At 38.2% G+C, this 24045-nt stretch carries 25 protein-coding genes; 6 read left to right on the top strand and 19 right to left on the bottom strand.

Annotated features, from left to right (window positions below):
* The first annotated feature begins 45 nt into the window (after positions 1-45).
* From CVT14_RS01715 to CVT14_RS01705, 3 genes are all read left to right on the top strand, one after another.
* Positions 46-828: a MetQ/NlpA family ABC transporter substrate-binding protein gene (locus CVT14_RS01715; RefSeq protein ID WP_021089199.1), complete on the top strand. Its 783-nt coding sequence runs from the start codon at positions 46-48 to the stop codon at positions 826-828.
* A gap of 75 nt (positions 829-903) precedes the next feature.
* Positions 904-1683 (top strand): MetQ/NlpA family ABC transporter substrate-binding protein, encoded by a 780-nt coding sequence (locus CVT14_RS01710; RefSeq protein ID WP_021089150.1) that lies wholly within the window; start codon positions 904-906, stop codon positions 1681-1683.
* Positions 1684-1841: 158 nt separating this feature from the next.
* Positions 1842-2432 (top strand): DedA family protein, encoded by a 591-nt coding sequence (locus tag CVT14_RS01705; protein WP_035169914.1) that lies wholly within the window; start codon positions 1842-1844, stop codon positions 2430-2432.
* Between the two features lie 68 nt (positions 2433-2500).
* On the opposite strand, the gene murI is transcribed toward CVT14_RS01705, so the two are convergent.
* Positions 2501-3289: a glutamate racemase gene (murI, locus tag CVT14_RS01700; RefSeq protein WP_107849537.1), complete on the bottom strand. Its 789-nt coding sequence runs from the start codon at positions 3287-3289 to the stop codon at positions 2501-2503.
* Between the two features lie 91 nt (positions 3290-3380).
* Between murI and CVT14_RS01695 the strand changes: the two genes are divergently transcribed.
* Together CVT14_RS01695 and murG are read left to right on the top strand one after the other, a co-directional pair.
* Positions 3381-4541, top strand: coding sequence for an FtsW/RodA/SpoVE family cell cycle protein (locus tag CVT14_RS01695; protein WP_009293817.1), 1161 nt, complete (start codon positions 3381-3383; stop codon positions 4539-4541).
* Positions 4538-5560, top strand: coding sequence for an undecaprenyldiphospho-muramoylpentapeptide beta-N-acetylglucosaminyltransferase (gene murG / locus CVT14_RS01690; RefSeq protein ID WP_107849536.1), 1023 nt, complete (start codon positions 4538-4540; stop codon positions 5558-5560). Before CVT14_RS01695 ends, murG begins: the two co-directional genes overlap by 4 nt.
* Here murG and CVT14_RS01685 read toward each other — a convergent pair.
* Complete coding sequence (locus CVT14_RS01685; protein ID WP_103614670.1) at positions 5552-6286, bottom strand: imidazole glycerol phosphate synthase; 735 nt, start codon at positions 6284-6286, stop codon at positions 5552-5554. The genes murG and CVT14_RS01685 overlap by 9 nt on opposite strands.
* A 115-nt stretch (positions 6287-6401) precedes the next feature.
* Here CVT14_RS01685 and CVT14_RS01680 point away from each other — a divergent pair, with 115 nt between their 5' ends.
* Positions 6402-7169 (top strand): hypothetical protein, encoded by a 768-nt coding sequence (locus CVT14_RS01680; protein WP_107849535.1) that lies wholly within the window; start codon positions 6402-6404, stop codon positions 7167-7169.
* Here CVT14_RS01680 and CVT14_RS01675 read toward each other — a convergent pair whose 3' ends face one another.
* The 17 genes from CVT14_RS01675 to CVT14_RS01595 all read right to left on the bottom strand — a co-directional run bounded on the left by CVT14_RS01675 (position 7170) and on the right by CVT14_RS01595 (position 23997).
* On the bottom strand, positions 7170-8420 hold the full coding sequence (locus CVT14_RS01675) for an RNA polymerase factor sigma-54 (RefSeq protein WP_234403106.1): 1251 nt from the start codon (positions 8418-8420) through the stop codon (positions 7170-7172). It abuts the gene before it with no gap.
* Positions 8421-8423: 3 nt separating this feature from the next.
* On the bottom strand, positions 8424-9152 hold the full coding sequence (lptB, locus tag CVT14_RS01670; RefSeq protein ID WP_009293825.1) for an LPS export ABC transporter ATP-binding protein: 729 nt from the start codon (positions 9150-9152) through the stop codon (positions 8424-8426).
* Positions 9145-9543 carry a tRNA (adenosine(37)-N6)-threonylcarbamoyltransferase complex ATPase subunit type 1 TsaE gene (tsaE, locus tag CVT14_RS01665; protein WP_103572319.1) on the bottom strand — a complete coding sequence of 133 codons (399 nt, stop codon included), beginning with the start codon at positions 9541-9543 and terminating at the stop codon, positions 9145-9147. The genes lptB and tsaE overlap by 8 nt, the downstream gene beginning before the upstream one ends.
* Positions 9543-9788: an RNA-binding S4 domain-containing protein gene (locus CVT14_RS01660; RefSeq protein WP_002940508.1), complete on the bottom strand. Its 246-nt coding sequence runs from the start codon at positions 9786-9788 to the stop codon at positions 9543-9545. The genes tsaE and CVT14_RS01660 overlap by 1 nt, the downstream gene beginning before the upstream one ends.
* Before the next feature lie 33 nt (positions 9789-9821).
* Positions 9822-10649, bottom strand: coding sequence for an alpha/beta hydrolase (locus CVT14_RS01655; protein ID WP_107849533.1), 828 nt, complete (start codon positions 10647-10649; stop codon positions 9822-9824).
* Entirely contained in the window at positions 10643-12742 is a 2100-nt protein-coding gene (locus CVT14_RS01650; RefSeq protein ID WP_107849532.1) for a TonB-dependent receptor domain-containing protein, read from the bottom strand. The genes CVT14_RS01655 and CVT14_RS01650 overlap by 7 nt, the downstream gene beginning before the upstream one ends.
* A 182-nt stretch (positions 12743-12924) precedes the next feature.
* Positions 12925-13689 carry a methyl-accepting chemotaxis protein gene (locus CVT14_RS11005; protein WP_413784373.1) on the bottom strand — a complete coding sequence of 255 codons (765 nt, stop codon included), beginning with the start codon at positions 13687-13689 and terminating at the stop codon, positions 12925-12927.
* A gap of 494 nt (positions 13690-14183) precedes the next feature.
* Positions 14184-14684 (bottom strand): PAS domain-containing protein, encoded by a 501-nt coding sequence (locus CVT14_RS01640; protein WP_107849530.1) that lies wholly within the window; start codon positions 14682-14684, stop codon positions 14184-14186.
* 27 nt (positions 14685-14711) lie between these two features.
* Entirely contained in the window at positions 14712-15947 is a 1236-nt protein-coding gene (locus tag CVT14_RS01635) for a type II secretion system F family protein (RefSeq protein ID WP_107849529.1), read from the bottom strand.
* Positions 15944-17695, bottom strand: coding sequence for a GspE/PulE family protein (locus CVT14_RS01630; protein ID WP_107849528.1), 1752 nt, complete (start codon positions 17693-17695; stop codon positions 15944-15946). Before CVT14_RS01630 ends, CVT14_RS01635 begins: the two co-directional genes overlap by 4 nt.
* The gene (locus CVT14_RS01625; RefSeq protein ID WP_107849527.1) at positions 17695-18234 is read right to left on the bottom strand and encodes a hypothetical protein; all 540 of its coding nucleotides are present in this window, start codon (positions 18232-18234) and stop codon (positions 17695-17697) included. Before CVT14_RS01625 ends, CVT14_RS01630 begins: the two co-directional genes overlap by 1 nt.
* Positions 18231-19106: a CDC27 family protein gene (locus CVT14_RS01620; RefSeq protein ID WP_107849526.1), complete on the bottom strand. Its 876-nt coding sequence runs from the start codon at positions 19104-19106 to the stop codon at positions 18231-18233. The genes CVT14_RS01625 and CVT14_RS01620 overlap by 4 nt, the downstream gene beginning before the upstream one ends.
* Positions 19099-19926: an ATP-binding protein gene (locus CVT14_RS01615; RefSeq protein WP_002940497.1), complete on the bottom strand. Its 828-nt coding sequence runs from the start codon at positions 19924-19926 to the stop codon at positions 19099-19101. The genes CVT14_RS01620 and CVT14_RS01615 overlap by 8 nt, the downstream gene beginning before the upstream one ends.
* Positions 19919-21445, bottom strand: a complete 1527-nt coding sequence (gene mshL, locus CVT14_RS01610; protein ID WP_107849525.1) for a pilus (MSHA type) biogenesis protein MshL — start codon at positions 21443-21445, stop codon at positions 19919-19921. Before mshL ends, CVT14_RS01615 begins: the two co-directional genes overlap by 8 nt.
* A complete protein-coding gene (locus CVT14_RS01605) occupies positions 21423-21833 on the bottom strand; it encodes a hypothetical protein (RefSeq protein WP_103568806.1) in 411 nt (136 codons plus the stop codon). Before CVT14_RS01605 ends, mshL begins: the two co-directional genes overlap by 23 nt.
* Positions 21833-22480 carry a hypothetical protein gene (locus tag CVT14_RS01600; RefSeq protein ID WP_012001744.1) on the bottom strand — a complete coding sequence of 216 codons (648 nt, stop codon included), beginning with the start codon at positions 22478-22480 and terminating at the stop codon, positions 21833-21835. The genes CVT14_RS01605 and CVT14_RS01600 overlap by 1 nt, the downstream gene beginning before the upstream one ends.
* The gene (locus CVT14_RS01595; RefSeq protein ID WP_107849524.1) at positions 22477-23997 is read right to left on the bottom strand and encodes a C4-dicarboxylate ABC transporter; all 1521 of its coding nucleotides are present in this window, start codon (positions 23995-23997) and stop codon (positions 22477-22479) included. Before CVT14_RS01595 ends, CVT14_RS01600 begins: the two co-directional genes overlap by 4 nt.
* Between the last annotated feature and the right edge of the window lie 48 nt (positions 23998-24045).

Here is a 24045-nt window from a genome sequence, read left to right as displayed (position 1 = left end):
TTTATCCTTTTTTGGTGCTTGGCAAATTTTAAAAAAGGATAACAAATGAAAAAACTACTTCTTACCTCTTTAGTTGCCCTAGGCCTTAGCGTTAGCGCAAATGCTGCTGACAAGTCAAAAACAATAATCGTTGGTGCTACACCTATCCCACATGCTGAAATTTTAGAGGTTGTAAAGCCTATTTTGGCAAAAGATGGCTACACACTTGAGATCAAAGAATTTAACGACTACACCACGCCAAACCTTGCGACAGAGGACGGCGACCTTGACGCAAACTTCTTTCAGCACATCCCATATCTTGAAGAATTTAACAAAAACAAAGGCACTCACCTTGTAAAAACAGTTGGCGTGCACCTCGAGCCAATGGGCGTTTATTCTAAAAAGATAAAAGATATCAAAGAGCTAAAAGATGGCGCAGTGGTCTCTATCCCAAATGACCCAACAAACGAGAGCCGCGCACTTGACATCATAGCAAGTACCGGACTTATCAAGCTAAACAACAACCCACTAAAAACTCCGCTTGATATAGTTGATAACCCTAAGAAACTTAAATTTGAAGAGATCGAGACTGCTCAAGTGCCAAGAACGCTTGATGACGTTACTATCGCAGTTATCAACACAAACTACGCGCTAAACGCAAATCTCAATCCAACAAAAGACGCGCTTGTGATCGAGAGCAAAAATAGTCCATATGTAAATTACGTAGTTGTTAAAGCTGGCAACGAGAATAGCCCTAAAATAAAGGCTCTTGATAAAGCGATCAACTCACCAGAAGTTAAGAAATTTATCGAGACAAAATATAACGGCGCTATCATCCCAGCGTTTTAATTAAATTTATAAAAAGCGACGTAAAAGCTTTTACCTTTTTAGCGTCGCTTTACCAAAACAAAAAAAGGAAAAACAATGAAATTTATCAAACTTTTAACCGCATCTTTAGTTGCTCTAAGCCTTCACGCAGCCGACAAGGACCACACTATCATTGTTGGCGTCTCACCAGTGCCACACGCTGAAATTTTAGAATTTGTAAAACCAAAGCTAAAAGATAAAGGCTACGACCTTGTTATCTCTGAAATTTCAGACTACTCTATCCCAAATGTCGCCACAGAAGATGGCAGCTTAGACGCAAATTTCTTTCAGCATTTGCCATATCTTGAGGAGCAAAACAAGGCTAGAGGCTTGCATCTTGTAAGTGTTGCAAATGTCCATGTCGAGCCACTTGGCTTTTACTCTAAAAAGATAAAAAACATAAAAGATCTAAAAGATGGCGCAAAAGTAGCGATCGCTTACGATCCGTCAAATGGCAACAGAGCGCTTAGAATTTTAGAAAAAGCCGGTCTTATCGAGATCGATAAAAACGTAAAAGTTGCAACTGTAAATGACATAACTAAAAATCCTAAGAATTTGCAATTTGTCGAGCTAGAAGGCGCTCAGATCCCAAGAACGCTTGATGATGTCGATATCGCTGCCATTAGCACAAATTTCGTCCTTGATCTTGGCATGAGCGTGGCAAAAGACGCACTTTTACTTGAAGATGCCAACAGTCCTTATGCCAACATCATCGTCACAAGAGCTGGCAACGAGAACAATCCTAAGATTAAAGCTTTAGTCGATGCGGTACTTAGCCCTGATACTAAAAATTTCATCATCACTCGCTACAAAGGCGAGGTCATACCTGCATTTTAAAAACGGGGCGAGCTTTCGCCCTACTTTTGCCTTTAAATTTAAACCTTATAGCTTTTCGTTTTAACTATCTTTTTTAAAATTTATCGCTTTTATTAGTTACTATTAGTAAATAAAGCTTTGCTACAATGCCTCATCTTAAAATAAATTTCGGAGTAAAAATGCTACATGACATTATTGATTTTATAGTCTCAAGCGTGAGTAGCTGGGGCTATGCTGGCATATTTGTGATGATGTTTCTGGAGAGCTCGTTTTTCCCATTTCCAAGCGAAGTGGCGATGATACCAGCTGGATATCTAGCTCACAAAGGCGAGATGAGCTTAGCGCTTGCCTTTATCTCAGGCACGCTTGGCAGCTTGCTTGGAGCCATTTTTAACTACTATCTTTGCTACTTTTTTGGACGCGAGATTGTCTTAAAATACGGCAAATTTGTGGGCATCACTCACGAAAAGATGGATAAATTTGAAGCATTTTTTAATAAACACGGCGAAATTTCAACCTTTAACTCACGCCTAATCCCTGGAATTCGTCAATACATCAGCCTGCCAGCTGGGCTTGCTAAGATGAATATTTTTAGATTTTGCCTATTTACCACACTTGGCGCTGGGATTTGGTGCGCGGTTTTGCTTGGAGTTGGCTACTTTCTAGGCTCAAATCCTGACAAACAGACACTTCTAACGATCACGATCGCTCTTTTGGCGGTGGTTGCGATAATAAGTGCTATCTATATAATAAAGCAAAGAAAGAGATAATACATATAAAAATACATAAAATTTAATGTATTTTGCAAATTTGGATCAAATTTTTAGCTAAATTTAGCCTAGCTGATCGCTCTCATTTTTTCTAATCTAGCTAAATTTCTTGAAATTTTCTCTAGCTCGTTTTGCTCGCAAACCTCGTCACCTGAGTAGAAAAATTTTATATTTGGAGTCAATTTTATATTTGAAATTTGAAGTTTAAGCTCACTTATAAGGCGCTTTATCGTCCCTTCGTTGCCGTCTATTATGCTTACATTTTGTGGCAAAATTTCTCTTAAGCTATCTTTAAAATAGTTAAAATGCGTGCAGCCAAGCACCAAAAAGTCAAATTTACTTAGATCAAATTTAGCTAGCTCTTCTTTTAGATACGACTTAACGTTTTCGCTCTCAAACTCAGCCTTTTCAGCGAAATTTACAAGGCGAGGCAGAGCAAGTAGCTCGGTTTTATCTTTTGCGTTTAAATTTGTGATTAGCTCTTTTAGTTTTGCGCCATTTACGGTGACTGGAGTGGCGATGACAAGCGTTTTTAGGGCATCATCATGGCTTAGATCGTGAGCCTTTTTTACAGCTGGCTCCATGCCGATGATCGGCACGCTTAAATTCGCTCTAAGCTCTTTTATCGCCACGCTTGTTGCAGTGTTGCACGCTACGACGGCAGCTTCTGCGCCATTTTCTATAAGAAATTTAACCGCATCAAAGCTAAATTTTAAAATTTCATCCCTGCTCTTTTGTCCGTATGGGACATTTTTCACGTCTGCGTAATATAAAAATTCATGCTCGCTAAGCTTGCTTAAAGCTTCGTTTAAGACGCTAAGTCCGCCAAGCCCCGAGTCAAATATACCTATCTTCATGCCCATCCTTAAAGCCTGCAATTATAGCAAATAATATCTTTGTAAGCCGTTTTTTATTATACTTTGGCTCATTTTAAAGTTGGAGCTAAATTTGGCAGTTGATAAGGTTATTTTCTATCTTTGCGCGACTTTGATCGCCATAAGCATCATTTTTTCACTATCCTTGCCAGTTTTTACAGTTTTATTTTTTAACTATGACGAATTTCACTTTTTCATCCGCCAGTTTGCAGTCGGCTGCATAGGAATTTTTCTCATGTGGTGGCTCTCAAGGCTAAATCCCGATAAAGCACTCGTTTGGATAGGCTTTGGACTGCTTATCTCGTGCGGTATCGCTATGGGGCTCATGCATGCCTTACCAGCTTCGATGGTGACTGACTCTGGAGGTGCTAGACGCTGGATCAGACTGCCTGGCTTTTCGCTTGCGCCAGTTGAGTTTTTCAAAGTCGGTTTTGTCTATTTTTTGGCGTGGAGTTTTACTAGAAAATTTAGCGACGGCAAGAGGACTTTGATGGCTGAGCTAAAGATACTTTTGCCTTATATCATCCTTTTTGGTATCGCTATCTTTCTTATCGCCGTTATGCAAAATGACCTTGGGCAAGTGGTGGTTTTAGCACTTACTTTTGTGACGATGGCGCTTTTTGCAGGGGCTAGCGTTAGGCTCTTTGGTATCGGTATATTGGGCGCTGCCTTTGTCATGACGGTGGCTATAGTTAGCTCTGAGCACAGAATTTTACGTATAAAGTCATGGTGGGGCACGATACAAAACATGGTTCTCTCTTTCTTGCCAGATAGCGTGGCAAACGTGCTTAGAGTGGCAGACGCACCAGAGCCATATCAAATTTCTCACTCACTAAATGCAATTAAGCATGGCGAGTTTTTTGGCGAGGGGCTTGGAGCTGGGATATTTAAGCTTGGCTTTTTAAGCGAGGTGCATACGGACTTTGTGCTAGCTGGCATAGCTGAAGAGGTCGGTGTTTTTGGCATTTTGTGCATCACAGCGATCTTTATCACGCTACTTTATAGGATATTTAGAATTTCAGCTAGGAGCGAAAACAAGGTATATCACCTATTCTCACTTGGTATCGGGCTTATCTTGTCATTTTCATTTTTGATGAATAGCTACGGCATCACATCGATCACGCCGATAAAAGGTATCGCTGTGCCATTTCTTAGCTATGGCGGTAGCTCCGTGCTTGCTATATGCATCGGCATCGGCATGGTCTTGATGGTTAGTAAAAAGGCAAAACTATGATAGTTATTTGTGGTGGCGGCACTGGTGGGCATTTGGCGATCGCTAGAAGCTTTTGCGAGGAGCTAAATAGACGAGACATAAAGCCTATTTTTATCGGCTCAACTAGTGGGCAGGATAAATTTTGGTTTGAAAATGATGATAAATTTGCAAAGAAATTCTTTTTACCAAGCAGTGGTGTCGTAAATAAAAGAGGCTTAGCAAAGCTAAAATCACTAACAAATATCATAAGCCTAGCTTTAAAATGCAGACAAATTTTTAAAGAAAATGGCGTAAAAGCAGTCATCAGCGTGGGAGGATACTCAGCAGCCCCAGCAGCCATAGCAGCCATCATCTCAAAAACGCCACTTTTCATCCACGAGCAAAATGCCGTAACTGGCAAGCTAAATAAAATTTTAAAGCCGTATGCAAAGGGCTTTTTTAGCTCTTATGATGAGCTCTCGCCCTGCCCTTACCCTGTGGCAAATAAATTTTTTGAAAGCCAAAGAACAAGAGATCAGCTAAAAACTATACTATTTTTAGGTGGCTCACAAGGGGCAAAAGCGATAAATGAGCTAGCTATAAATTTAGCCACATATCTTAAAGAAAAAGGGATAAAGATCATTCATCAATGCGGCAAAAATAGCCTTGATGAGCTGAAAAAGAGATATGATGAGCTTGGCTTTAGCGAGGCAAATTTAGAAATTTTTGACTTTAGCAAAGAGATAGAAAAGAAGATGAGTGAGGCTGATCTTGCCATATCAAGAGCTGGAGCTAGCTCGCTTTGGGAGCTTTGCGCAAATGCCCTGCCTTCTATCTTTGTGCCATTTCCTTATGCTGCTGGCAATCACCAGTTTTATAACGCTAAATTTCTAAAAGATAAAGGCATAGCTGAAATTTGCCTGCAAAATGGCGAAAATTTAGACAAAGATGAAGTCATAAAAATGATCGAGAGCTTTGATCTAAACAAAAGTAGCAAAGCACTAAAAGATATCCTTTTGCCAAATGGGGCAAAAGAGATAATGGATAAAATTTTAAGCTAGATCCTCGCCTATGGCGTAGGCTTTTAGCTCTCGTAGCTCGTAAATGAGGTAGTGATAGATAAGCTCGTTTGTCTTTAGGCTCTTGCCTGAAAGCACAGGTCTTATCATCTCGATGATCCTATCTGTGATACCTGCGATCTCAACCAAAAGTAGCTCATCGCCCCTTTGTTTGGCAACCCTTATGCAGTTATAAAAAAATGTATAGATAGTTTTAAAATTTTCCAAAACGACGTTTGAGACGATTTGAGAGTCGAGATGCAAAATTTTATTCATCCTATTTTGTAGCTCCATTAGCTCTGCAAGTAGCCCTCTTATCATCGCTGTATCGCCACTTCTTGAAAAGATACTCTTTTTCTTTTTTTTATTTTGTATCTGATACTCAGCGACTAAAATTTGCATGATATTTGAGATATTTGTCAGGCTCTCTTGTAAATTTTGATTAGTCTTTAGGCTTACGCCAGCCTTTTCTATCTTGTAATATAAACTTTTGTTTGTCTGCTCTAAATATGAGCTAATGTTTTCGTAGTAATCTTCAGTATTAAAGACATTTTTAAAAAAACTGCCCTCGTCTGTTGTGCTATAAAGTCTTTTTTTGATCTCTTCGACATTTTTATTAAAAGTGAGCGCATCGATCTTTGTTTCAGGCTCGACAACGCCGTTGTTTTCGATAACTTCCAAGTTTTTCTTAAGCGTGTTTATCAGCTTATCAATCTCATTAAAATCCATTTTGCCTCTTTGAAATTTTTGGCTATTTTACTATAAAAAGCTGAAGTTTTCGCTTGCAATTCTTAAAAAGATATTTATACTTCTTTTAATAAAATATCTCAAAAAAGGAGCAAAAATGAATGGTGAAGTTTTTAACGCTTGCATTATCGTAGCATCCATAAAGCAAGCCTTAAAGTCAAATTTAGAGCTAAACTACAAAAGCGAAAAATTTATAAAAAGCCTAGTTTTTGACTATGTCTTAGGTGATGAGCCAGAAAAAAGAGAGCAAGCTAGCATAAATGAGTGGTTTAAGCACGCCTTAAAGCTTGGACTAAGCGACGTGAGATACACCACAAATTTGACGGTCTCTTCAGAGGAGCGCTCGCTGCAAGGCTTTTCAAACGTAAGCCACAAGTCAATTCTTTGCATTTATAAAGATAATATGAGCTATCTCGTGCCGCACTGGAGCTTTAAAGAAGATAAAAAGGGCTGGGATGTCTGGGATATAGTCTATAAAGAATTTAGTCTAGATAGCATGCCAGAAATTCAAAAATTTAGCGATAACACTTTGGAATTTAAAGATATCCTAACTATGACCTCTAAATTTGCAGATGAGATAGAGTGTGAGAACTTTGGTGATTGCTTTAGAAAGGGGCTAAAAGCGCTAAATGAGCCAGAAAAGATAGAGCAAAATATCCTAAATGCGCCACTTATGCCAAAGCTAAATTTAGCCCTTTTTACTGCGGCAAGTGCGGCTGATGTCTTTGGTGGTATGGGCTCATGGAATGACGACGCAGCAGGCTGGGCGCAGCATAAAAAACGAGGCAAAGAGTATGATGAGCTTAGCAGTGAGCTTTTTACGCAGATGCGAAAAGCTACACTTTTTGCCATAAATGAGTGGTAGCTAGCCGTTTATATGATATATCTTTTTTCGCTGGCTTGAGCTACCGATGTTTAGAATTTTGCGGTATTTGGTGATGGTTCGGCGAACGATTTGGATGTTAAATTTAGCTTGGATTAGCTCTTGGATTTTTAGATCAGAAAGTGGCTTTTTGTGGTCTTCATTTTTGATAAGCTCTAGCAAAAATTCCTTTATCGCGGCGTTTGAAGTCTCCTCGTCAAAGCCAGTTGCAAAGAAATTTTTAAGTGCGACCGTGCCTCTTGGAGAGCTTAGATATTTGTTTGCGATGGCTCTTGAGATGGTTGAAGGGTTGCGCCCTAGCTCGTCTGCTAGGTCTTTTAGCTTCATAGGCTTTATGTCGCCACCCAAAAAGTAATCATACTGATACTCAACTATCATAAGCCCTATCTTATAAAGTGTCGCCTTTCTCATCTCAAGGGCGTCTATGAGCTCGCTTGCCTCTTTTATGCGTGAGCTGACAAAGACCTCTTTTTCGTCTAGTCCCTCGGTGTCGATAGAAATTTCAGGATAATAGTCGTCATTTATCTGCACACCAATGCCACTACTAGTGCTTAGCACGAATATGTCAGGCACCGCCTCTTTTTCATCTTCAAGATACTCAATGGCTGGTGGATTTTTAAATTTCTTTATAATCTTTAGCGCGTCGTCATAGAATTTAAGCTTTCTAAGCTTTTCTATATTTTCAAAATTTAAGATGATCTTTTTCGCGCACTCTATGATCTCATCACTCGCCTCTGCCTCGCCAAGCTGAAACAAAAAGCTCTCTTTAACATCCTTTGCACCCACGCCACAGGGCTCAAGGTAGGCAAATCTCGCCCTAACTCGCTCCACCTCATTCTCATTAAAACCCGCAAAAATTTCATCATCATAAGAAAAATATCCCTCATCGTCTAAACACTCAATGATTTTATATGCGATATCTTGGGACTTTTGCGTGGGGAAAAGTGGTGGATTTATCTGGCTAACGAGCTTTTCATAGAGGCTTTCTTTATAGATGCTTAAAGCCTCAATGCTCTCGCTAACCGAGTTTTTGCTAACCTGCTCGAAAAAATTTCGCTTTTTTTCGCTTTTTTCTAAATTTTTGTGTTCGATCGTAGCAAATGGATTCTCTTTTATAAAAGGCTCAAGCGTCTCTTTTAGCTCATCAAGCCCGCTTTGAAGGATAGGAAGCCAGCTTCTTAGCGTTTGGTTTAGTTTGATCTTTGGCGCTAAAGTTTGCTTTTGCCTTAGCATCATCTACTCAAGTAGCTTAAATTCTTCGCCAAGATAGTGCGTTCTAACGAGCTTGTTGTTTGCCACTTCGCTAGCACTGCCGCTTGCTAGCAGCGAGCCATCTTTGATGACGTAGGCTCTGTCGCAAATGGCTAGTGTCTCACGGACGTTGTGGTCAGTTATCAAAACGCCTATGCCTAGCTTTTTAAGGTCTCTAACGATGCTCTGGATATCGCTAACTGCGATAGGATCGACGCCTGCAAATGGCTCATCAAGTAGCAAAAATTTTGGTTTTATGATGAGACTTCTTGCGATCTCACAGCGTCTGCGCTCGCCACCACTTAGGCTAACGCCCTTTCTTAGGCGGATAGGCTCGATATTTAGCATATTTAGCATCTCATTTACTCTTTTAGAGATCTCTTCTTTGCTTTGATTTAAAATTTCAGCCCCAAGGAGCAAATTTTCTTCGACGCTTAGCTCTTTAAATATGCTTGACTCTTGCGGCAAATAGCCAATACCAAGGTGCGCTCTTTTGTGAAGCGGGACGTTTGTGATCTTTTCGTCATTTAAAAAGACATCTCCGCTAGTTGGCGAGATGAGCCCGCAGATCATATAAAAAGTGGTCGTCTTTCCAGCACCATTTGGCCCAAGAAGCCCCACGACTTCGCCACTATTTACCTCTAAAGATATACCTTTTATGATCTCACTTTTCTTAATCGTCTTTTTTAGATCTTTTACTTCTAGTTTATGCACTTATAACCTCGTATTTTCTGCCATTTTTGCTAGGAGAAATTTTTACTAACGTATAGCTCTCGCCGTTTTTCTTTAGAGCTTTTTCTAAATTTTCATCGCCCCACTCTACTAGATGAAGCCCCTCTTCAAACAAATTTTCAAAAAGCCCATTTTTTGCCATCCCGTCAAATCCGATCTGATAAATGTCGTAGTGGTAGATATCTTTACCATAAATTTGCATCAAAGAAAATGTTGGCGACGTCACGCTCTCATCTATGCCATGAGCCTTGATGATCGCCTTTACAAGCGTAGTTTTGCCACTTGCTAGATCGCCGCTTAGTAGCACCACGCCACTTTTTGGCAGCACCCGCACAAGCCGATCAAGCTCATTTTCCAAAAGCTCAAAAACCATCAAAGCTCTTTTACATATTCGCTTTGAGCGCTTTTTGGTATGCTTTTTGTAGTTGGGATCGCTAGCACCTCGTATCTCGCCTCGCGAGCTAGAAATTTGATAGTGATAACGTCGCCGATCTTTACATCTTTTGCCGCTTTTGCCTGCACGCCGTTGATGCTCACAACGCCGCTTTTGCACATATCTTCGCTAACTGCACGCCTTTTGGTGATATTTACTACGTTTAAAAATTTATCTACTCTCATGCGGCGGATTTTAACAAAAATAGCCTTAAATTTTTAATCCTTTAGATATTTTAAAAGCTCTTTTAAATTTAGAGGTATGACGCTGCCATGGGTTTCATTTTTAAAAAGCTCAAAGTGAGAATTTACGCCACTTTGTTTTAAGATCAAAGCCAAATCGCTCGCCTTTAAAATGCCAGCTTTGTCTGTTTTGCCCTTTCTCTTTTCAAGCTCGCCAACGCTAAGAAAGACGAATTTAGCCTTTAGTTTCTCTTTAAATTTACCCTTGCTCACATTTTGCTTTAAAATTTTAGATTCACCCCACCAAAGAGATGGCGAAGCGATAAAGAAATTTGAAAATATGCCATCATTTTTAAGCAAGGCATAGAGCGTAAAAAGCCCACCAAAAGAGTGTCCATAAAGGCTCTTTTGGCTGCTTTGCACGTTAAATTTCTCATCGATTAGCGGGACTAAATTTCTAGTTAAAAAGTGATAAAACGCATCAGCGCCACCACCTTTGCTAAATTCCTCGCCCTCTGCCTTTGGCGTGAGATCCCTTGTGCGTTTTTCTACTTCGTAGCTTTTGTTGCTGTCATATCCTATGCCTATTATTAGCGGGGCAGCCTTGCCATCAAATTCATTTAAGAGCATGTTAAACTGGGCGTTTGCGTCAAGCAAGAAAAGCACATTTTTAAATTCATTTTGCCCTTTTAGCTTGGCTGTGTAAATTTTATAAATTTCATCATTTGCGCTCATTTTAAAGGTTGAAATTTCAAATTTACTAGCAGCTTTTTGGCTAAGTGGCTCAGGCGTTTGTTGCGGAGCTGCTTGTAAAATTTGCGTCACACCAAGCGTAAAAAGCAAAAATTTAAACGCTCTTACCATTTTGCAGCGACCTTAAACCAAAATCTCCTGCCCTCTTGCGGATACCAGTAGTAGTCTTTGTCATTTATTTGCGCCTCTTCGTATCTTACCTTATCAAAGATATTGTAGGCATTTAGGCTAAGCGTTAAGTGCTTGTTTGCGTCCCAGCTGACGCCTGTATCAAATGTAAGTAAATTTTTCTCATTTTCTCTTACTCTGTTACCAGGGCCAAATTGTACGCTTGTTAGCTTACTCTCGTAGTTTGCACCAAAAAATGTCTTTACGCTTTTTATAGGCTTATATGTAAGCGTGGCGTGAAGTGCGTGCTCTGGCGTTGCGGTAAGGCTCTTTGCGTCAAGTCTAGCTAGATTTGTTTCGCTAAATTTCATAGGGCCTCTTGGCGTGTTTATCGTTGGGTTGCCGGTTTTTATCTTTGACTTATTATATGTGTAGTTTGAGCTTAAATTTAGGTTTGAAAGGATGTCATAGTCGCCACTTAGCTCTACGCCCCAAACGGTCGCACCCTCTATGTTAAAGTAAGTTCCCCAGCCAGGACAAGTAACGTGTGGTGCATTTGTGCAAGTGCCATAAGCTGGAATTTTATTTACGTTGCTTCTGTCGGTGTCTAGGATTTTATCCTTAAATTCATTTCTAAAAAGCGTTACCGAGCCTCTAAAATCAGCCTGATTGTCATAATACGCCCCAACTTCATAAGTCGTGCTCTTTTCTGGCTTTAGGTCTTTGTTACCAAAATCAACTATGCTCCAGCTACCCTGGATAGTGCCTACTTCTGGGGAGATTTGATTGACATCTGGTGTTTTATAGCCAGTTGCTACGCCGCCTTTTAGGCTTAGCGTATCTGTGGCGTTATAGACTAGGTAGGCTCTTGGCGAGAGGTGGTTACCAAAAAATTCGTTGTGCGTAAGCCTTGAACCAAGCGTTAAAAATAGCTTCTCATCTAAAATTTGCCACTCATCTTCGATAAATCCCGCATGCTCGCTCATCGAGTAGGTCTTTGGATCTTTTAAGCCGTTTCTTGAAGCGTTTGAGACGATGAAGGTCGTGCCTACATTTTGCTTATGAAAGTCATAACCAAAAGTTAGCGTATGCGCGCCAAAAAACGTTGTAAATTTAGAGTTAAAGTTGTGATTTTTAGCTTTTGCAGGTATGAATTGGTCAAAAAGGCTCGTTCTTTGCGTCTCATCATAGATGTAGCTAAGATCGGCATTTAGGCTATCAAATTCTCCAAGGTAGCCCACGCCATAGCTCTTTTTATCGTAGTCGTAAGCGTTTAAGACGTTCATTCTTGGATTTGGATCGGCTGACTTGCCAAAAGTGCGCGAATAGTCATGCCTTTCGTTTGAACCAAGGATGAAAAATTTATTGTGCTCATCTGGTGTGATCCAAAGTTTTGCACTTAAATTTCTCTTATCGCTTTTTTGGTAGCCACCAACATAACTATCCTCATCTCTTAGCTTTTTATAGCCCCAAAGTTGAAACGCGAAAAGCTCTTTATAAAGAGGTAAATTTAGATAAAAGTCGCCCTGCCTGCCGTCGCCTATGCCTTTGTGAGTGTTTATCGTGGTTGAGATGCCGACGTTGCCACTAAATTTTGAAAAGTCTTTTTTAGTAATGATATTTATAACGCCTCCAACTGCGTCGCTACCATAAAGCGAGCTCATAGGACCGCGGATGATCTCTATACGCTCGATCGCCTCGGCCGGTGGGATGAAATTTGAGTTCATATCCCCTGCTCCACCCTTTGGATTTGCGCTGCTTGAATTTACTCTTTTGCCATCTATCAAAACTAGCGTTTGAGAGCTTTCCATACCGCGTATCGAGATACCACTAGCTGGACCATCCTCGCCGCCAACGACATTTACGCCTGGCACTTTTTGGGCGATTGAGTGAAGTGAAGTAAAGCTATCTTTTGTAAGCTCATCTCCGCTTATCACACTAATGCTTGCAGGGGCTTCTTTGATCTGCTGCGAGAAGCCGCTCGCACTTACTACGACGCCATCTAGCTTAGTTTCGTTGTTCTCTTTCTCTACTGCATAGAGAGAATTTGCCACACAAGCACTAAGGCAAATGGCGATAAATTTTGATCTATTCACGGATATCCTTTTGTTAAATTTAATTTTTGATAATGAAAGCGAAACGCAAATTTAACAAAGCAAGCATAAAAACAATATTAATTATCATAATTTTAAATAACAATATAGAAAAAATTTATGAAAATAAAATTTAGATCAATCTAAGAGGAGCTAGGCCCAAAGCGAGTCTAGCAAATTTGAAGTTATTTTGAAGCGACCATTTCGTTGTATGAGTTAAATATCTCTCTACTAAGATCTTCGAGCTTTCTAAACTCAGTGACAAAATGTTTTAAATTTTTCTCGTTATAGCCCTTGCCAGCTTCTATCAAGATAGCTTTGATATTTTTGTTAAACTCATCCACCAAATGGCGTGATTTCTCATAAGTTTTAGTGTGGCTAAAGCTCTTTGCGCACTCATTTTCATACCACGCTACAAGATCGTCTGCGTCTTTTGCTATATCATCGCCGTAACCTTGCTCATTTACAGTGTCTGAATAAACACCCACTTTATAGACGATGATAGCTATCTTTGCGATGATGCCAAAGGTCTTGTCTTCTACATATTTTGATCTTTGGGCTGTCTCTTTTGCATTTTGGTTAAAGCTAGCTAAAGTTTGTTTGAAATTTTCGACATTTGCTGTGGCGATCTTTGAAATTTCATCTATCTTTTTAGAATTTTCATCGATATCTTTGGCTTCTTGCTGAAGTGTTTGGATATTTACGCCGATCTCGTGTGTCGCTTTTTGTGTGTTTTCAGCTAGTTTTCTAACCTCATCAGCGACAACAGCAAAGCCGCGTCCATGCTCACCTGCTCGTGCTGCCTCGATGGCTGCGTTTAGAGCTAGTAAATTTGTCTGCTCAGCTATATCTTTTATCAAATTTACAACTGAAGTGATGTCATCTGTTCTGCTATTTAGCGTGCTTATAGCGTGGCTTGAGCCCTCTATTAGCTCCTCAAGTGAGCTCATATTTACGCTTAGCTCATTGATGCTTTGCGTCGTATCCTCAGCGATCCTAGCTGTATCTTTTGCCATGTGTGCCATTTGGCTTAGGTTTTTTATGCTCTCGTTTAGATCGTTTCTAACGTCTTCTATACCGTCGTTGCCATTGCCAAGTGCGTCAAGCTCTTTTGAAAGCAGGCCTCTTACCTTACTTTTGTGACTATCTTTTATACCAGTTACACCGTTGCTCATAGAGATGGCATTTTGTTTAAATATACCGCGAAATCCCTCTGTAAAGATATTTCTATATGTTAGTCCGCTTTGAGCAGCGTCTATTGAGGTTGAAATTTCTCTTTGAAGTGCCTCTACCTGATCAAGCAAGTCATTTATACCAAGTGCTACTTCATAAAGTGGGTCATTTTCTTTTACATTTACTATCCTAGGCTCTAAGATGCCGTTTCGAGCTGAGCCTACTACGCTTAAAATTTCATTTATAGAGTCAAGTTTTTTTCCAAACATCATTATAGCCTTTGTAGGTTATTTATAAATTCATCATAACTTATATTTTTTTCTTTTAAAAATTCAGTTAAAAATTTCATCGAAGCATCCATGCCACCGCTCTTTTCTACCGATAACAACTTTTGATATATAGGCTCTATTATCTCAATCGCCTTTGGATTTGGCTTGCGTCTAACTGAGTAGTAGCCAACTGGATTGTTTTGCACATCAAGCGAAGTTGTGATGTTTGCAAAGACCCAGTAAAACCCACCATCAAAGCTTTTGTTTTTAACATAAGCAAAAATTTCTTCTTTATTTTTTATGCGCTCCCAAAGTAGCTTAAAAACAGCTCTTGGCATATCTGGGTGTCTTATGATGTTGTGAGGCTTACCCAAGACTTCAGCTTGCTTTGCTCCAACTATCTTTAAAAATGGCTCGTTACAATATGTAATACGTCCTTTTAAGTCGGTCTTTGAGACCAAAAAGGCGCTCTCTTCGACCATGTGTTCTTTGTTTTCAGACATCTTCTCTCCTTTAAGATTTTAATTATTTTAGTTTTTAACGGCTTTTGATAGATCCCACATCGGCAAAAATATACCAAGAGCTAGTAAAAGCACCATACCTGCTATAAAAACGAGCAAGATAGGCTCGATATAGTTTGAGATGTTATCAATAATATCGTTAAATTTCATCCTGTAATAGTCAGTTACTTTTCCAGTCATATCGTCTAAGCTACCGCTTTGCTCGCCAGCGCTTATCATCTGTATGAGCATATTTTCATATAAATTTGTATCTCTAAAAGCCTCCGTTAGGCTAACACCCCTACCAACAAGTATCTTAACGCCACTTAGCTTCTTTTTGATATCCTTGTTTGAAACCGTTATCACAGCCGTATCAAGGGCATCTGCTATAGGCAAACCAGCTCGAACAAGCTCTGTAAAGATGAGGTTAAACCTGCTCATATTCGAATAAAATATGATCTTGCCGATGAGATAGACTTTCAAAAGGTATTTATCGACCTTATCTTGAAATTCTTCACTCTCAAGGTAGTATTTTCTAAGCAAATATCCGATAAACGCAAGTGCTCCAAGGATATAAAAGCCGTAGTTTGTCATGACGTATTCGATATTTAGCAAAATTTTAGTTGGCAGTGGTAGCTCTGCATTTAACTGTTCGAAAATTTCTCTAAACTGCGGCACAACAAGTATCATAAGGATGACAAAGGCTATGATGATCGCGCAGATGACGGTTATCGGGTAGCGGATAGCTTTTTTAAATTTTTGCTGATTATCCCAGACCTCTTGCAAGATAGAGGCGAGCTTTGCAAGCGCGTCAGCCATATTACCAGTGCTTTCCCCTAGCCTTATCATCGCTAGCGTCACGTCGCCTAGCTCTTCTTTAAAATTTTCTATGCTATTTGTGAGGCTTGAGCCTTGATTTAGCTCCTCATCTATGGTTTGAAATATAAATTTAAGGCGCTTATCCTCAGTAGAGTTTGCAACCTCTTTAATGCTATCGTGGATAGAAATTCCAGCATTTGTCATAACGCTAAGCTGTCTTATGGTGGCAACCAAATTTGGAATTTTAACCTTTGGACTAGTAAAAGCTTTTGCGATCACATTTTGTAAATTTTCAAAGTTATTTATGCTAGAAGTTTGCGTCTCCTTGATCTTTACGATCATGCCAGTAACATTTGCTTTATCTTTGATCTCACTTTTATTGTTCGCTCTTAGGCTCATCTTATGGCGTTTGCCGTTTTGGATGTACTCAACCTCAAAGTATTTCATATCTTAGCAACCCTATAAACTTCTTCAAGCGTAGTTATGCCATTTGCCGCTCTTATGACACCATCATGAAACATATCTATAAAGCCCTCTTCGTAGGCTACGCTTTTAAGCTCGTCTTTAGAAGCGCCATTTGCAACCATGCTTGCTATATGGTCACTAATAGGTAAAATTTCACTTATCATCTCGCGTCCTAGATACCCAGTTTGTGAGCATTGCGGACATCCGACGCTTTTGTAAAACTGGTAGTTTTCAGGGACAAATTTCTTAACCTCGTCAAATGCCTTTTGAGATAGTGTGATCTTTTGTTTGCAGTGTGGGCAGAGCTTTCTAACAAGCCTTTGAGCCTCTATGCAAACGAGCGCGCCACTTACTAGATAAGGCTCGATGCCCATATCTATCATACGAGGAAGCGCGCTAATGGCATCATTTGTGTGAAGTGTAGAAAAGACAAGGTGACCAGTAAGTGCCGCTTGTATCGCTATGCGGAGCGTCTCTTGATCCCTGATCTCACCTATCATTATGACATCTGGATCTTGCCTCAAGATAGAGCGAAGAGCTGAGACAAAGGTAAGTCCAGCCTTTTCATTTACATGCACTTGTTGGATCATATTTAGCTGGTATTCGACCGGATCTTCAACTGTGATGATCTTAGTTTTTACGCTTTTTATATCATTTAGCGCGCCATAAAGCGTCGTAGTCTTACCTGAGCCTGTTGGGCCAGTAACTAGGATGATGCCATAAGGCGCTTTCATACTCTTTTTAAATTTAGCGAAGTTATCAGGATGCATGCCAAGATCTTCTAAATTTATAATAACCTTTGACTTATCCAAAATCCTTAAAACTATACTTTCGCCGTTTAAGATAGGTAACGTCGAGATACGAAAATCATACTCTTTGTCTAAAATTTGAGCTGAAAATCTACCATCTTGTGGGCGGCGGCGCTCTGCGATGTCCATATTTGAAAGTAGCTTCATACGGCTAACCATCGGCGGATAGATATCTTTATCAAAAATAAATGTTTCGCTTAGCATGCCATCGATCCTGCTTCTTACGATGCAGTTTGTCTCGGTCGGCTCGATGTGGATGTCGCTGGCTCTACTTTGGATAGATGTTTTTAAGATGATCTCTATTAGCTTTAAAATTCCAGAGTTTTCACTGTTTTGACCTTGACTAGCTGAGCTTGAAAGCTCTCTTCTGATCTCTGTTATCACATCTTTTATGCTCTCATTTAGCGCTAGCTTGCTTATATATTTTTCTATCTGGGTTGGCTGAGCAATGGCAACTTTTAGTAGTTTTCTATTAAATAAATTTTGCACCTTATCTTGAGCGATAACGTCAAATGGATTTTTAAAAGCGACATATACGCTTATCTCATCTTCTTTTACTGGGATCGCGCTATATGTCTTTAGCTGAGCGGTGCTTAGCTTCTCGCTTATGCGGTAGTCGATGTCGATATCATCAAGGTCAAAGTATAAAACCTTAAATTTCTCGCTTATAAATTTAACAAAAGCCTTTATATCAAGCTCAAGATCGTTTGAAATTTCATCGATATTTACATGTCCTCTTCTGTAAATATCAGACAAAATTTCCATAAAGTCTTCATCATTTATTAAATTTTCATCTCTTAAAATTTTAACAAGACCTTTGCCTTCTTGCTCGCTTATCTGCTTTATCTTTTCTATATCTGATGTGCTTAGTTTGCCGTTTTGTTCTATATTTTTTAAGATTACATTTTCTACATTTTTCATTATCTATACTCTATTTGTGATTTCAGGTCGTTATTTTTAAAAATTTTAAGCACTAGCTTTGGTATTTGTCCATTTGTTGGGCTTATCTCATATCTTGTGTCAGAATTTGGCTCTTCAAAGATAAATGTGCCAAGCTCTTCGACATACTCTTTTTTTACAAATTTATCAAACAAAAATGAAAGTATATAATCACTCTTTGGAAGCCTGATATAGCTTATATCAACGCCATCTATCATAGCGTGAAATAAGAGCTTTTTCTTAAATAAGATGTCAGCAAAATAGGCAGCATTTTCTCTTGATTTTTCGCTCTTTACTAGCTTATCGATCGGAGTTGCTAGCCTGTTTAGATCGTTCATCTTTATGCAAGCGATGCCAAACATAGAAATTTGCTCTTCGTTATTTTGTGTTTTTAAAAAATCCTCAACTTTTTGGTTGCAGACTTTTGCATAGTTTGCGCCATTAAAGTCATCCCTTATCTCAGTTAGACTAACAGCAAAAACTTCACAAACAAAAACCAAAAAAATAACAAAAAATCTCATAATGTTCCACTTTTTATCTTATTTATAAGCTCATTTATCGAAGCTTTGTTTAAGTTTTTATTATACTCCCTTAGAGCTTTGACGGCATCATCGCTTTGTTTTAGCTTATATTTTGACTTTGCAAAGATGATCCACGACTCCTCTAAGCTATTATCTATATCGTTCGCGGTAAGCGACCACTTTATAGCTTCTTTGAAATTATTATTTCTAAAATTTAATCTAGCAAGCTCAAGTGCGATAGTTGGATTATTTGTCTTTAAAAACTGCTCTCTTAGCACACTCTCTTCATTTGATGCTGAAGTTACTTGTATATTTACACGCTTTCTAGCTGGTTTTGCCTCAAGATCTATCACTTCATCTTGTGGCACGCTCATGCCGTTTATGCCATTTTGTTCGGTAAGTGGCTCTTCATCAGGGATATTTAGCTTAAGCCAACCTTGTGAGCTTCTTTGTCTTTTTGGGTCATTTTTTGAAGTATCGTTTGTTTCGTTTATCTTTACAACCTCTTCTAGCTTTTTGGCTATCTTGTCAGCTAGCTCATCTTGCTTTTTACCCTCTTCAAATTTAGCCTTAGCAACCTCGCTCTTTTGCTTTAGCCCACTAAGAATGCTTGCATTTGTCTCGTTTTTTTCTACCATTTTTACTGCGGTTGCATTTTTGGCTAAAAATTTATCGCTTTTACTAGTAAGATTTGGGGTTTTCTCTATGCTTAGCACTATCAACGCAACCAACAAAATGATGATAAGTAAAAGCTCGATGATTAAAATTTTAGAGTTTTTGGCATTAAAAATTTTATGCAAAAAACCGCCATTTTTTTTCTTGTAGCTTTCATAAAGCTTTTCTAGTCTTTGAATTTCTTGTGGTTCAAGCATCGATTAGCCCCGCATCAAGTGCAGCCATGGTAAGTATCATGGTATTTGCCTTATCACCGCTAAGCTTTGAAGGCTGATACTGCTCGTAGTATTCGCAAATTTCATAGAATTTATACATTATCTTGTTTAGCGTTCTTAAATTTCCGCCGCAAAATGAGTAGGCGCACTCGTAATCTTTTTTCTCAAATTTAAGGTATTTGTCATAGTTTTTTTGACTAAGCTTTCTTTGCAAGTAGATGATGATCTCATTTACATCAGCGCTACTTAGCTCGATGCTCTCCCAAATTCTAGTCTGAAAATAATCTTTTGCCAAAATATCTTCGTTTTCGGTTTTGTGTATCGTAAAGAGAAATTTAAACATCCTAGTATCAGCCATAAGCCTTATCTTCTCGATAAGCTCAGTCGGATAGAGCTGCGCTTCATCTAGGATAACCGTCATTTGATTTTTTAAAATTTCATCTTTACTGCTAAAGTCTTTTGAATAAAATTTTATAAAGCTCTCAAAGTTGTTTATATCTTCAAGCTTTTTGCCATAAATTTGCTCACAAAGTGCTTCGATAAATGTCGCCTCGCTAAAAAATGGATGCGGGAAAAAGATGAGGCTTTTATCTTCTTTTAGATCATTTGCGATCTTGTTTAGCAAAAAGGTCTTGCCGCTACCTGGCTTGCCATAAAACAAGATGAGTTTAAGTGGCTTTTTTAAAGCTAAAACTATCTTGTTGTAGCAGCTTATAGAGTTGTCTAAATTTACGAAATTTAAACTCTCGTCTTCATCTATGAAAACATCTTTTATATGCGTATAAATATTTTCGTTACTCATAGATTGATTTAGAAAATCCTAGATCTTTTAGCGACTGCTGAACTGGTTTTGGATCTTCAAGATCAACAACTCTTGGCGTGATGACAAAGATAAGCTCAGTAGTTCTTACGCCATCTCTTGTGCTTTTAAAGACACTACCTATCAAAGGTATGTCGGCTAGAAGTGGCACAGCTGTATTTTGCTTATCTTTGGTCTGTCCGATAAGTCCGCCAAGTATGATCGTATCGCCGCTATTTACCTGAACGACGGTTGAGAGTTTTTTCTGAACTGTATCAGGGGCGATCTCTCTAATGGCTGTATTTTGTGATCTTGTGTCATCTTCTGCATACTTAAAGCTACTTAAGCTTGGGTTGATGCGAAGCATGATCTTGTTATTATCTGAGACTTCTGGAAGTAAATTTAACAAGATACCGATAAATACAGAGTATTGCTTATAAGTTGTTGTAAGCCTATTGTTATTGTTATTATTGCTACCATTATCTGTCTCTTCCATCACGCGGTAGTTTATATTATCACCCACAGAGATTAGCGCTTGTTGGTTGTTTAGAGTGGTTACTTTTGGACTTGAAACAACCTTTGTTTTACCATTTGTTTCAAGGAAATTTATCATACCATCAAGGCTAAAGTTTAAATTTGCAGCGATGTTTAACGTGCGTCCAAAGCCATCGCTTAAGCTGTTACCCTTGTTTGTCCAGCTTGCACCAGAGCTTGCATTAGCAGCTGAGTTACCTATATATGAGTTAAATCCAAGCTCAAATTTACTCCAATCAACGCCTTGTTTATACTCATTGTTTAGATCAACTGCGATGATAGAAACATCGATGATGACTTGCTTTTTAAGTCTTCTTTGCATTTCAGCTATATATTTTTCAACACGTTTTAGCTGTGATGGGGTAGCTGTAACCGTGATAAGTCCAGCATTTTGGTTTATGATAGGATCTGGCGCTGTGATGTGCTCACTGCTATTGTTTAAGATAGCTTTTAGCTCAGCATCAAGCTTCTCCCAGAAGTCAAATTTCTCAGTTGTTCTTATCAAGTTGTTTTCATTTTTTATATCATTTGAGCTAGTATCGCTGCTTGAGCTACTGCCTACTTCTGACGGAGAAGCATCAACTGAAGCTTTTGTGATAGCTGTGCCTTCACGGATAGAGGTGATATAGTCTATTTTAAAAATTTTTGTTTGAAGAGATGAGATTTTTAAGACATTATTTGAAAACTCATAGCTTAAATTTTTCTCATTTAAAAGCAGATCAAAGACCTCGCTTAGGCTCATGTTTCTTATGTTTACGCCAAAGACTTTATCATCAAGCTCTTTTTTGCTATAAGCATCTTTTGCAACGATACTAAAATCACACATTTCAGAGAGCTGATTTAAAACATCTCCAAGGCTTATATCGTCTGTGATCTTCATACTAAAATTTTTACTCAAGCATGTGCTTGGTTTTGCCATTATAGGGGTAGCTAAAAATGAAGCTAACGCCACAGTTATAATAAATTTACTTAATTTTGATACCAACATTTTTACTTCCATTTTTAAGAGTTAGTTCTTGTTTTTCATCATCTTTTACGATGATAACCTTACTGCCTTGAACACTTGTGATGTTGTAATCATCAACCATATCTCCCACTTTATACCACTTGCCATTTATATTTGCTTTATTTAGCAAAATGGCCTTTAGCATAAACCCCCTTGCAGAAGAGTATTTTGTAGTGTTTTGATCGCCTTTTGGAGCAACTGGCAAATTTAGCTTGAAAGGATCTTGCAAGCTAGAAATTTCACCGCTGTTAAGCCCTTTTCTTTGCTCCTTTATCTTAACAAAAACTTCATCATAGTTTTTCATCTCGCCTTCAAACTCACTGCCAAATAGACTTAGAGCTAAGATTAAAAATAAACCAAATTTTTTCATCAGTACTTCATACCCCACACTGAGATAGAGAGCTTAGCTCCTAGATCTTTTTGAGTGGAATTTATATCCATTTTGTGAAGATCTACTACGAGTTTTGACTCTTCAAGTCCGTTTATATAGCTAAGCATATCTTTAAAATTTCCAAGGCAAGTGACATCTATATTTAAAATTTGCTCTATCTTTTGGAAATTTGGCTCTTTTATATCACTTTTAAGCTCTAAAATTTTTATATTATTTTGTTTTGCCAAAAGCACGATACTATCTATATAGTTTGCCCAGTTTTGATTGTCAAAAAGCAAAAATGAAAGCTCTTTAAGCTTTGAGTCAAAATAGGTATTAAATTTCAAAATATTCGTGTAGCGAAGTTTTAGATTGCTTAAATTTCTATTTTCTTCATTTATCTTAAAATTTCTATCGCCGTCAGGAGAGCTCACTGAGGCTAGATAGTTTCTAGTGTTTTCTAGCTTTGTAGAAATTCTCGTATGTTTATCAAGCTTTTCATCAAAGAAATTTTGCGCAGGATCAAAGCATAGCATATAGACTAGGTAAGCTATGATAAGCGCTGAGCCAAGAAAAATGAGGTTTGTTTCGTTTGGCTTTTTGCTATCAAAGTATTGATCTATTTTGCTTAAAATATCTTGTCTCATTGTCTAATCTCTATGCTTATATTACTTTCATACTCGTGTTTAGCGTCATCTGAACGAATTTTTTTAGTATTTACCAAGTATTTTTCATCTTTGCTGATATCTTTGATCAACTGAGTTATCCTTTTTTCATTATCGCTAACTGCAGTTATGGTCAAATTTCTATCGTTATTTACGATGTTTGTGATATGAACTGCGTTTAGATTTAAAATATCGGTAATTTTAAAAAGATTTAAACCCTTCATAGCGTAATTATCTTTTTTATTTTCGATCTCAGCAAGCAGACCTTTTCTGAAATTTAGCTTTTCATTCTCTTTTTGAGTCTGTTCTTTTACCGCCTCTTGTTCTCTTGAAATTTTAGCTAGCGTCTCTTTTATCTGCATCTCTTGGGCGTTTAGGACGCTATATTCGTCATTTAGTCTTGCGCTGTCTTTTTCATAAACAAGACCAGCTATGTAGTTGTAAGCTGGATATAACATACTTAGCGCAAATGCCGCAGCGCAAGTGAGCAAAAATTTACCACTTTTTCTTTTGACAAATGGATCTGGACGAAGCATATTTGAGAGGTTAAAATTTTCATAAAATGGCTCTTTGGTATAAAATCTACCAAATAAAGCCATAACGTTATAACGCTCATTTATAGTATAGTTTTTGTTGTTTATCGCAACTTTTATGTTTATATACTCTGCATCCAAACCAAGTTTGGTTGAGATAAAATTTGCGAAATTTTTGATCTCATAGTCGCAATCTATGTAAATTTTCTTTATAGATATGCCATTTTGGCTATTTATAATGTTTAAAATATCGTTAAAGTAAAAGATATAATCTTCAAAAACTGTGTTTAGATCGTAGTTAAAGCCATCATCATCTTTATTTACAAGTCCTCTTTGAGATAAAACTTCGAGAAATTTATCATCGCTTAGGCGGTCGCCGCTTTGCTCTAAAAATTTATCTTTGAGATAGTTTAGGTTATAGCGAATTTCTCTTGCAGTAAAAAAATCACCATCTAAATATATACTTAAAAATGATTCATCTTTTCTAAGCGCGATAAAGCAGTCTGCTTGTGTGCTAGGCAGCAAGCCTTTTTTATAAATAGCAGAGTAGATCAAAGGCTCAGGCGCAAGGTAGTCGATATATGGGACCTTTTTTGCAACTGCTTTAAAGGTCGAATTTATATCTTCATTTGTGATAGCAAAAACAGTAAAAATTCTCTCTTGAGCTTTTGTAGTGCCTTCTGAAAAGAATATCTTATTATCAAGCGCAGGATCAAGTGAGAGCTCTGCATAGACCTTTGAATAAAGCTCCTCATAAAGGGTGTCATTATCAACGCTTCTAGGGATAAAAATAGTTGTTGTTTTTAAGTCTTTAAATTTTATGTATGAGATGAAAAAGTCGCGTTTATTGACTGTTTTTGAAAAGTTAAAAGCTTCTACATTGCTGTTGTGATAACGAAATCCTTTATAGTCATACGGATCTAGTGCAACTATAGAAATTTCACTATTTTTTTTAATATTCATCATGAATCAAAAAACCTTCCTAAACGCTTATATTTGGTATTTTAATATCTT

The organism is Campylobacter concisus (genome assembly GCF_003048445.1).
Classification (GTDB): domain Bacteria; phylum Campylobacterota; class Campylobacteria; order Campylobacterales; family Campylobacteraceae; genus Campylobacter_A; species Campylobacter_A concisus_BF.
Note: the sequence above shows the minus strand (reverse complement) of the source record. Positions and strands in the feature narration are given on the sequence as shown.

Coding starts and splice junctions, on each gene's coding strand:
- CVT14_RS01595 (WP_107849524.1), bottom strand. CDS start 23,997: ATGATGAATATTAAAAAAAATAGTGAAATTTCTATAGTTGCACTAGAT.
- murI (WP_107849537.1), bottom strand. CDS start 3,289: ATGAAGATAGGTATATTTGACTCGGGGCTTGGCGGACTTAGCGTCTTA.
- CVT14_RS01630 (WP_107849528.1), bottom strand. CDS start 17,695: ATGAAAAATGTAGAAAATGTAATCTTAAAAAATATAGAACAAAACGGC.
- CVT14_RS01685 (WP_103614670.1), bottom strand. CDS start 6,286: ATGGATTTTAATGAGATTGATAAGCTGATAAACACGCTTAAGAAAAAC.
- CVT14_RS01640 (WP_107849530.1), bottom strand. CDS start 14,684: ATGTCTGAAAACAAAGAACACATGGTCGAAGAGAGCGCCTTTTTGGTC.
- tsaE (WP_103572319.1), bottom strand. CDS start 9,543: ATGGTTTTTGAGCTTTTGGAAAATGAGCTTGATCGGCTTGTGCGGGTG.
- CVT14_RS01655 (WP_107849533.1), bottom strand. CDS start 10,649: ATGGTAAGAGCGTTTAAATTTTTGCTTTTTACGCTTGGTGTGACGCAA.
- CVT14_RS01605 (WP_103568806.1), bottom strand. CDS start 21,833: ATGAAAAAATTTGGTTTATTTTTAATCTTAGCTCTAAGTCTATTTGGC.
- CVT14_RS01620 (WP_107849526.1), bottom strand. CDS start 19,106: ATGCTTGAACCACAAGAAATTCAAAGACTAGAAAAGCTTTATGAAAGC.
- CVT14_RS01680 (WP_107849535.1), top strand. CDS start 6,402: ATGAATGGTGAAGTTTTTAACGCTTGCATTATCGTAGCATCCATAAAG.
- CVT14_RS01600 (WP_012001744.1), bottom strand. CDS start 22,480: ATGAGACAAGATATTTTAAGCAAAATAGATCAATACTTTGATAGCAAA.
- CVT14_RS11005 (WP_413784373.1), bottom strand. CDS start 13,689: ATGAGCTCACTTGAGGAGCTAATAGAGGGCTCAAGCCACGCTATAAGC.
- mshL (WP_107849525.1), bottom strand. CDS start 21,445: ATGTTGGTATCAAAATTAAGTAAATTTATTATAACTGTGGCGTTAGCT.
- CVT14_RS01715 (WP_021089199.1), top strand. CDS start 46: ATGAAAAAACTACTTCTTACCTCTTTAGTTGCCCTAGGCCTTAGCGTT.
- CVT14_RS01710 (WP_021089150.1), top strand. CDS start 904: ATGAAATTTATCAAACTTTTAACCGCATCTTTAGTTGCTCTAAGCCTT.
- CVT14_RS01615 (WP_002940497.1), bottom strand. CDS start 19,926: ATGAGTAACGAAAATATTTATACGCATATAAAAGATGTTTTCATAGAT.
- CVT14_RS01660 (WP_002940508.1), bottom strand. CDS start 9,788: ATGAGAGTAGATAAATTTTTAAACGTAGTAAATATCACCAAAAGGCGT.
- CVT14_RS01675 (WP_234403106.1), bottom strand. CDS start 8,420: ATGCTAAGGCAAAAGCAAACTTTAGCGCCAAAGATCAAACTAAACCAA.
- murG (WP_107849536.1), top strand. CDS start 4,538: ATGATAGTTATTTGTGGTGGCGGCACTGGTGGGCATTTGGCGATCGCT.
- CVT14_RS01625 (WP_107849527.1), bottom strand. CDS start 18,234: ATGAGATTTTTTGTTATTTTTTTGGTTTTTGTTTGTGAAGTTTTTGCT.
- CVT14_RS01635 (WP_107849529.1), bottom strand. CDS start 15,947: ATGAAATACTTTGAGGTTGAGTACATCCAAAACGGCAAACGCCATAAG.
- CVT14_RS01705 (WP_035169914.1), top strand. CDS start 1,842: ATGCTACATGACATTATTGATTTTATAGTCTCAAGCGTGAGTAGCTGG.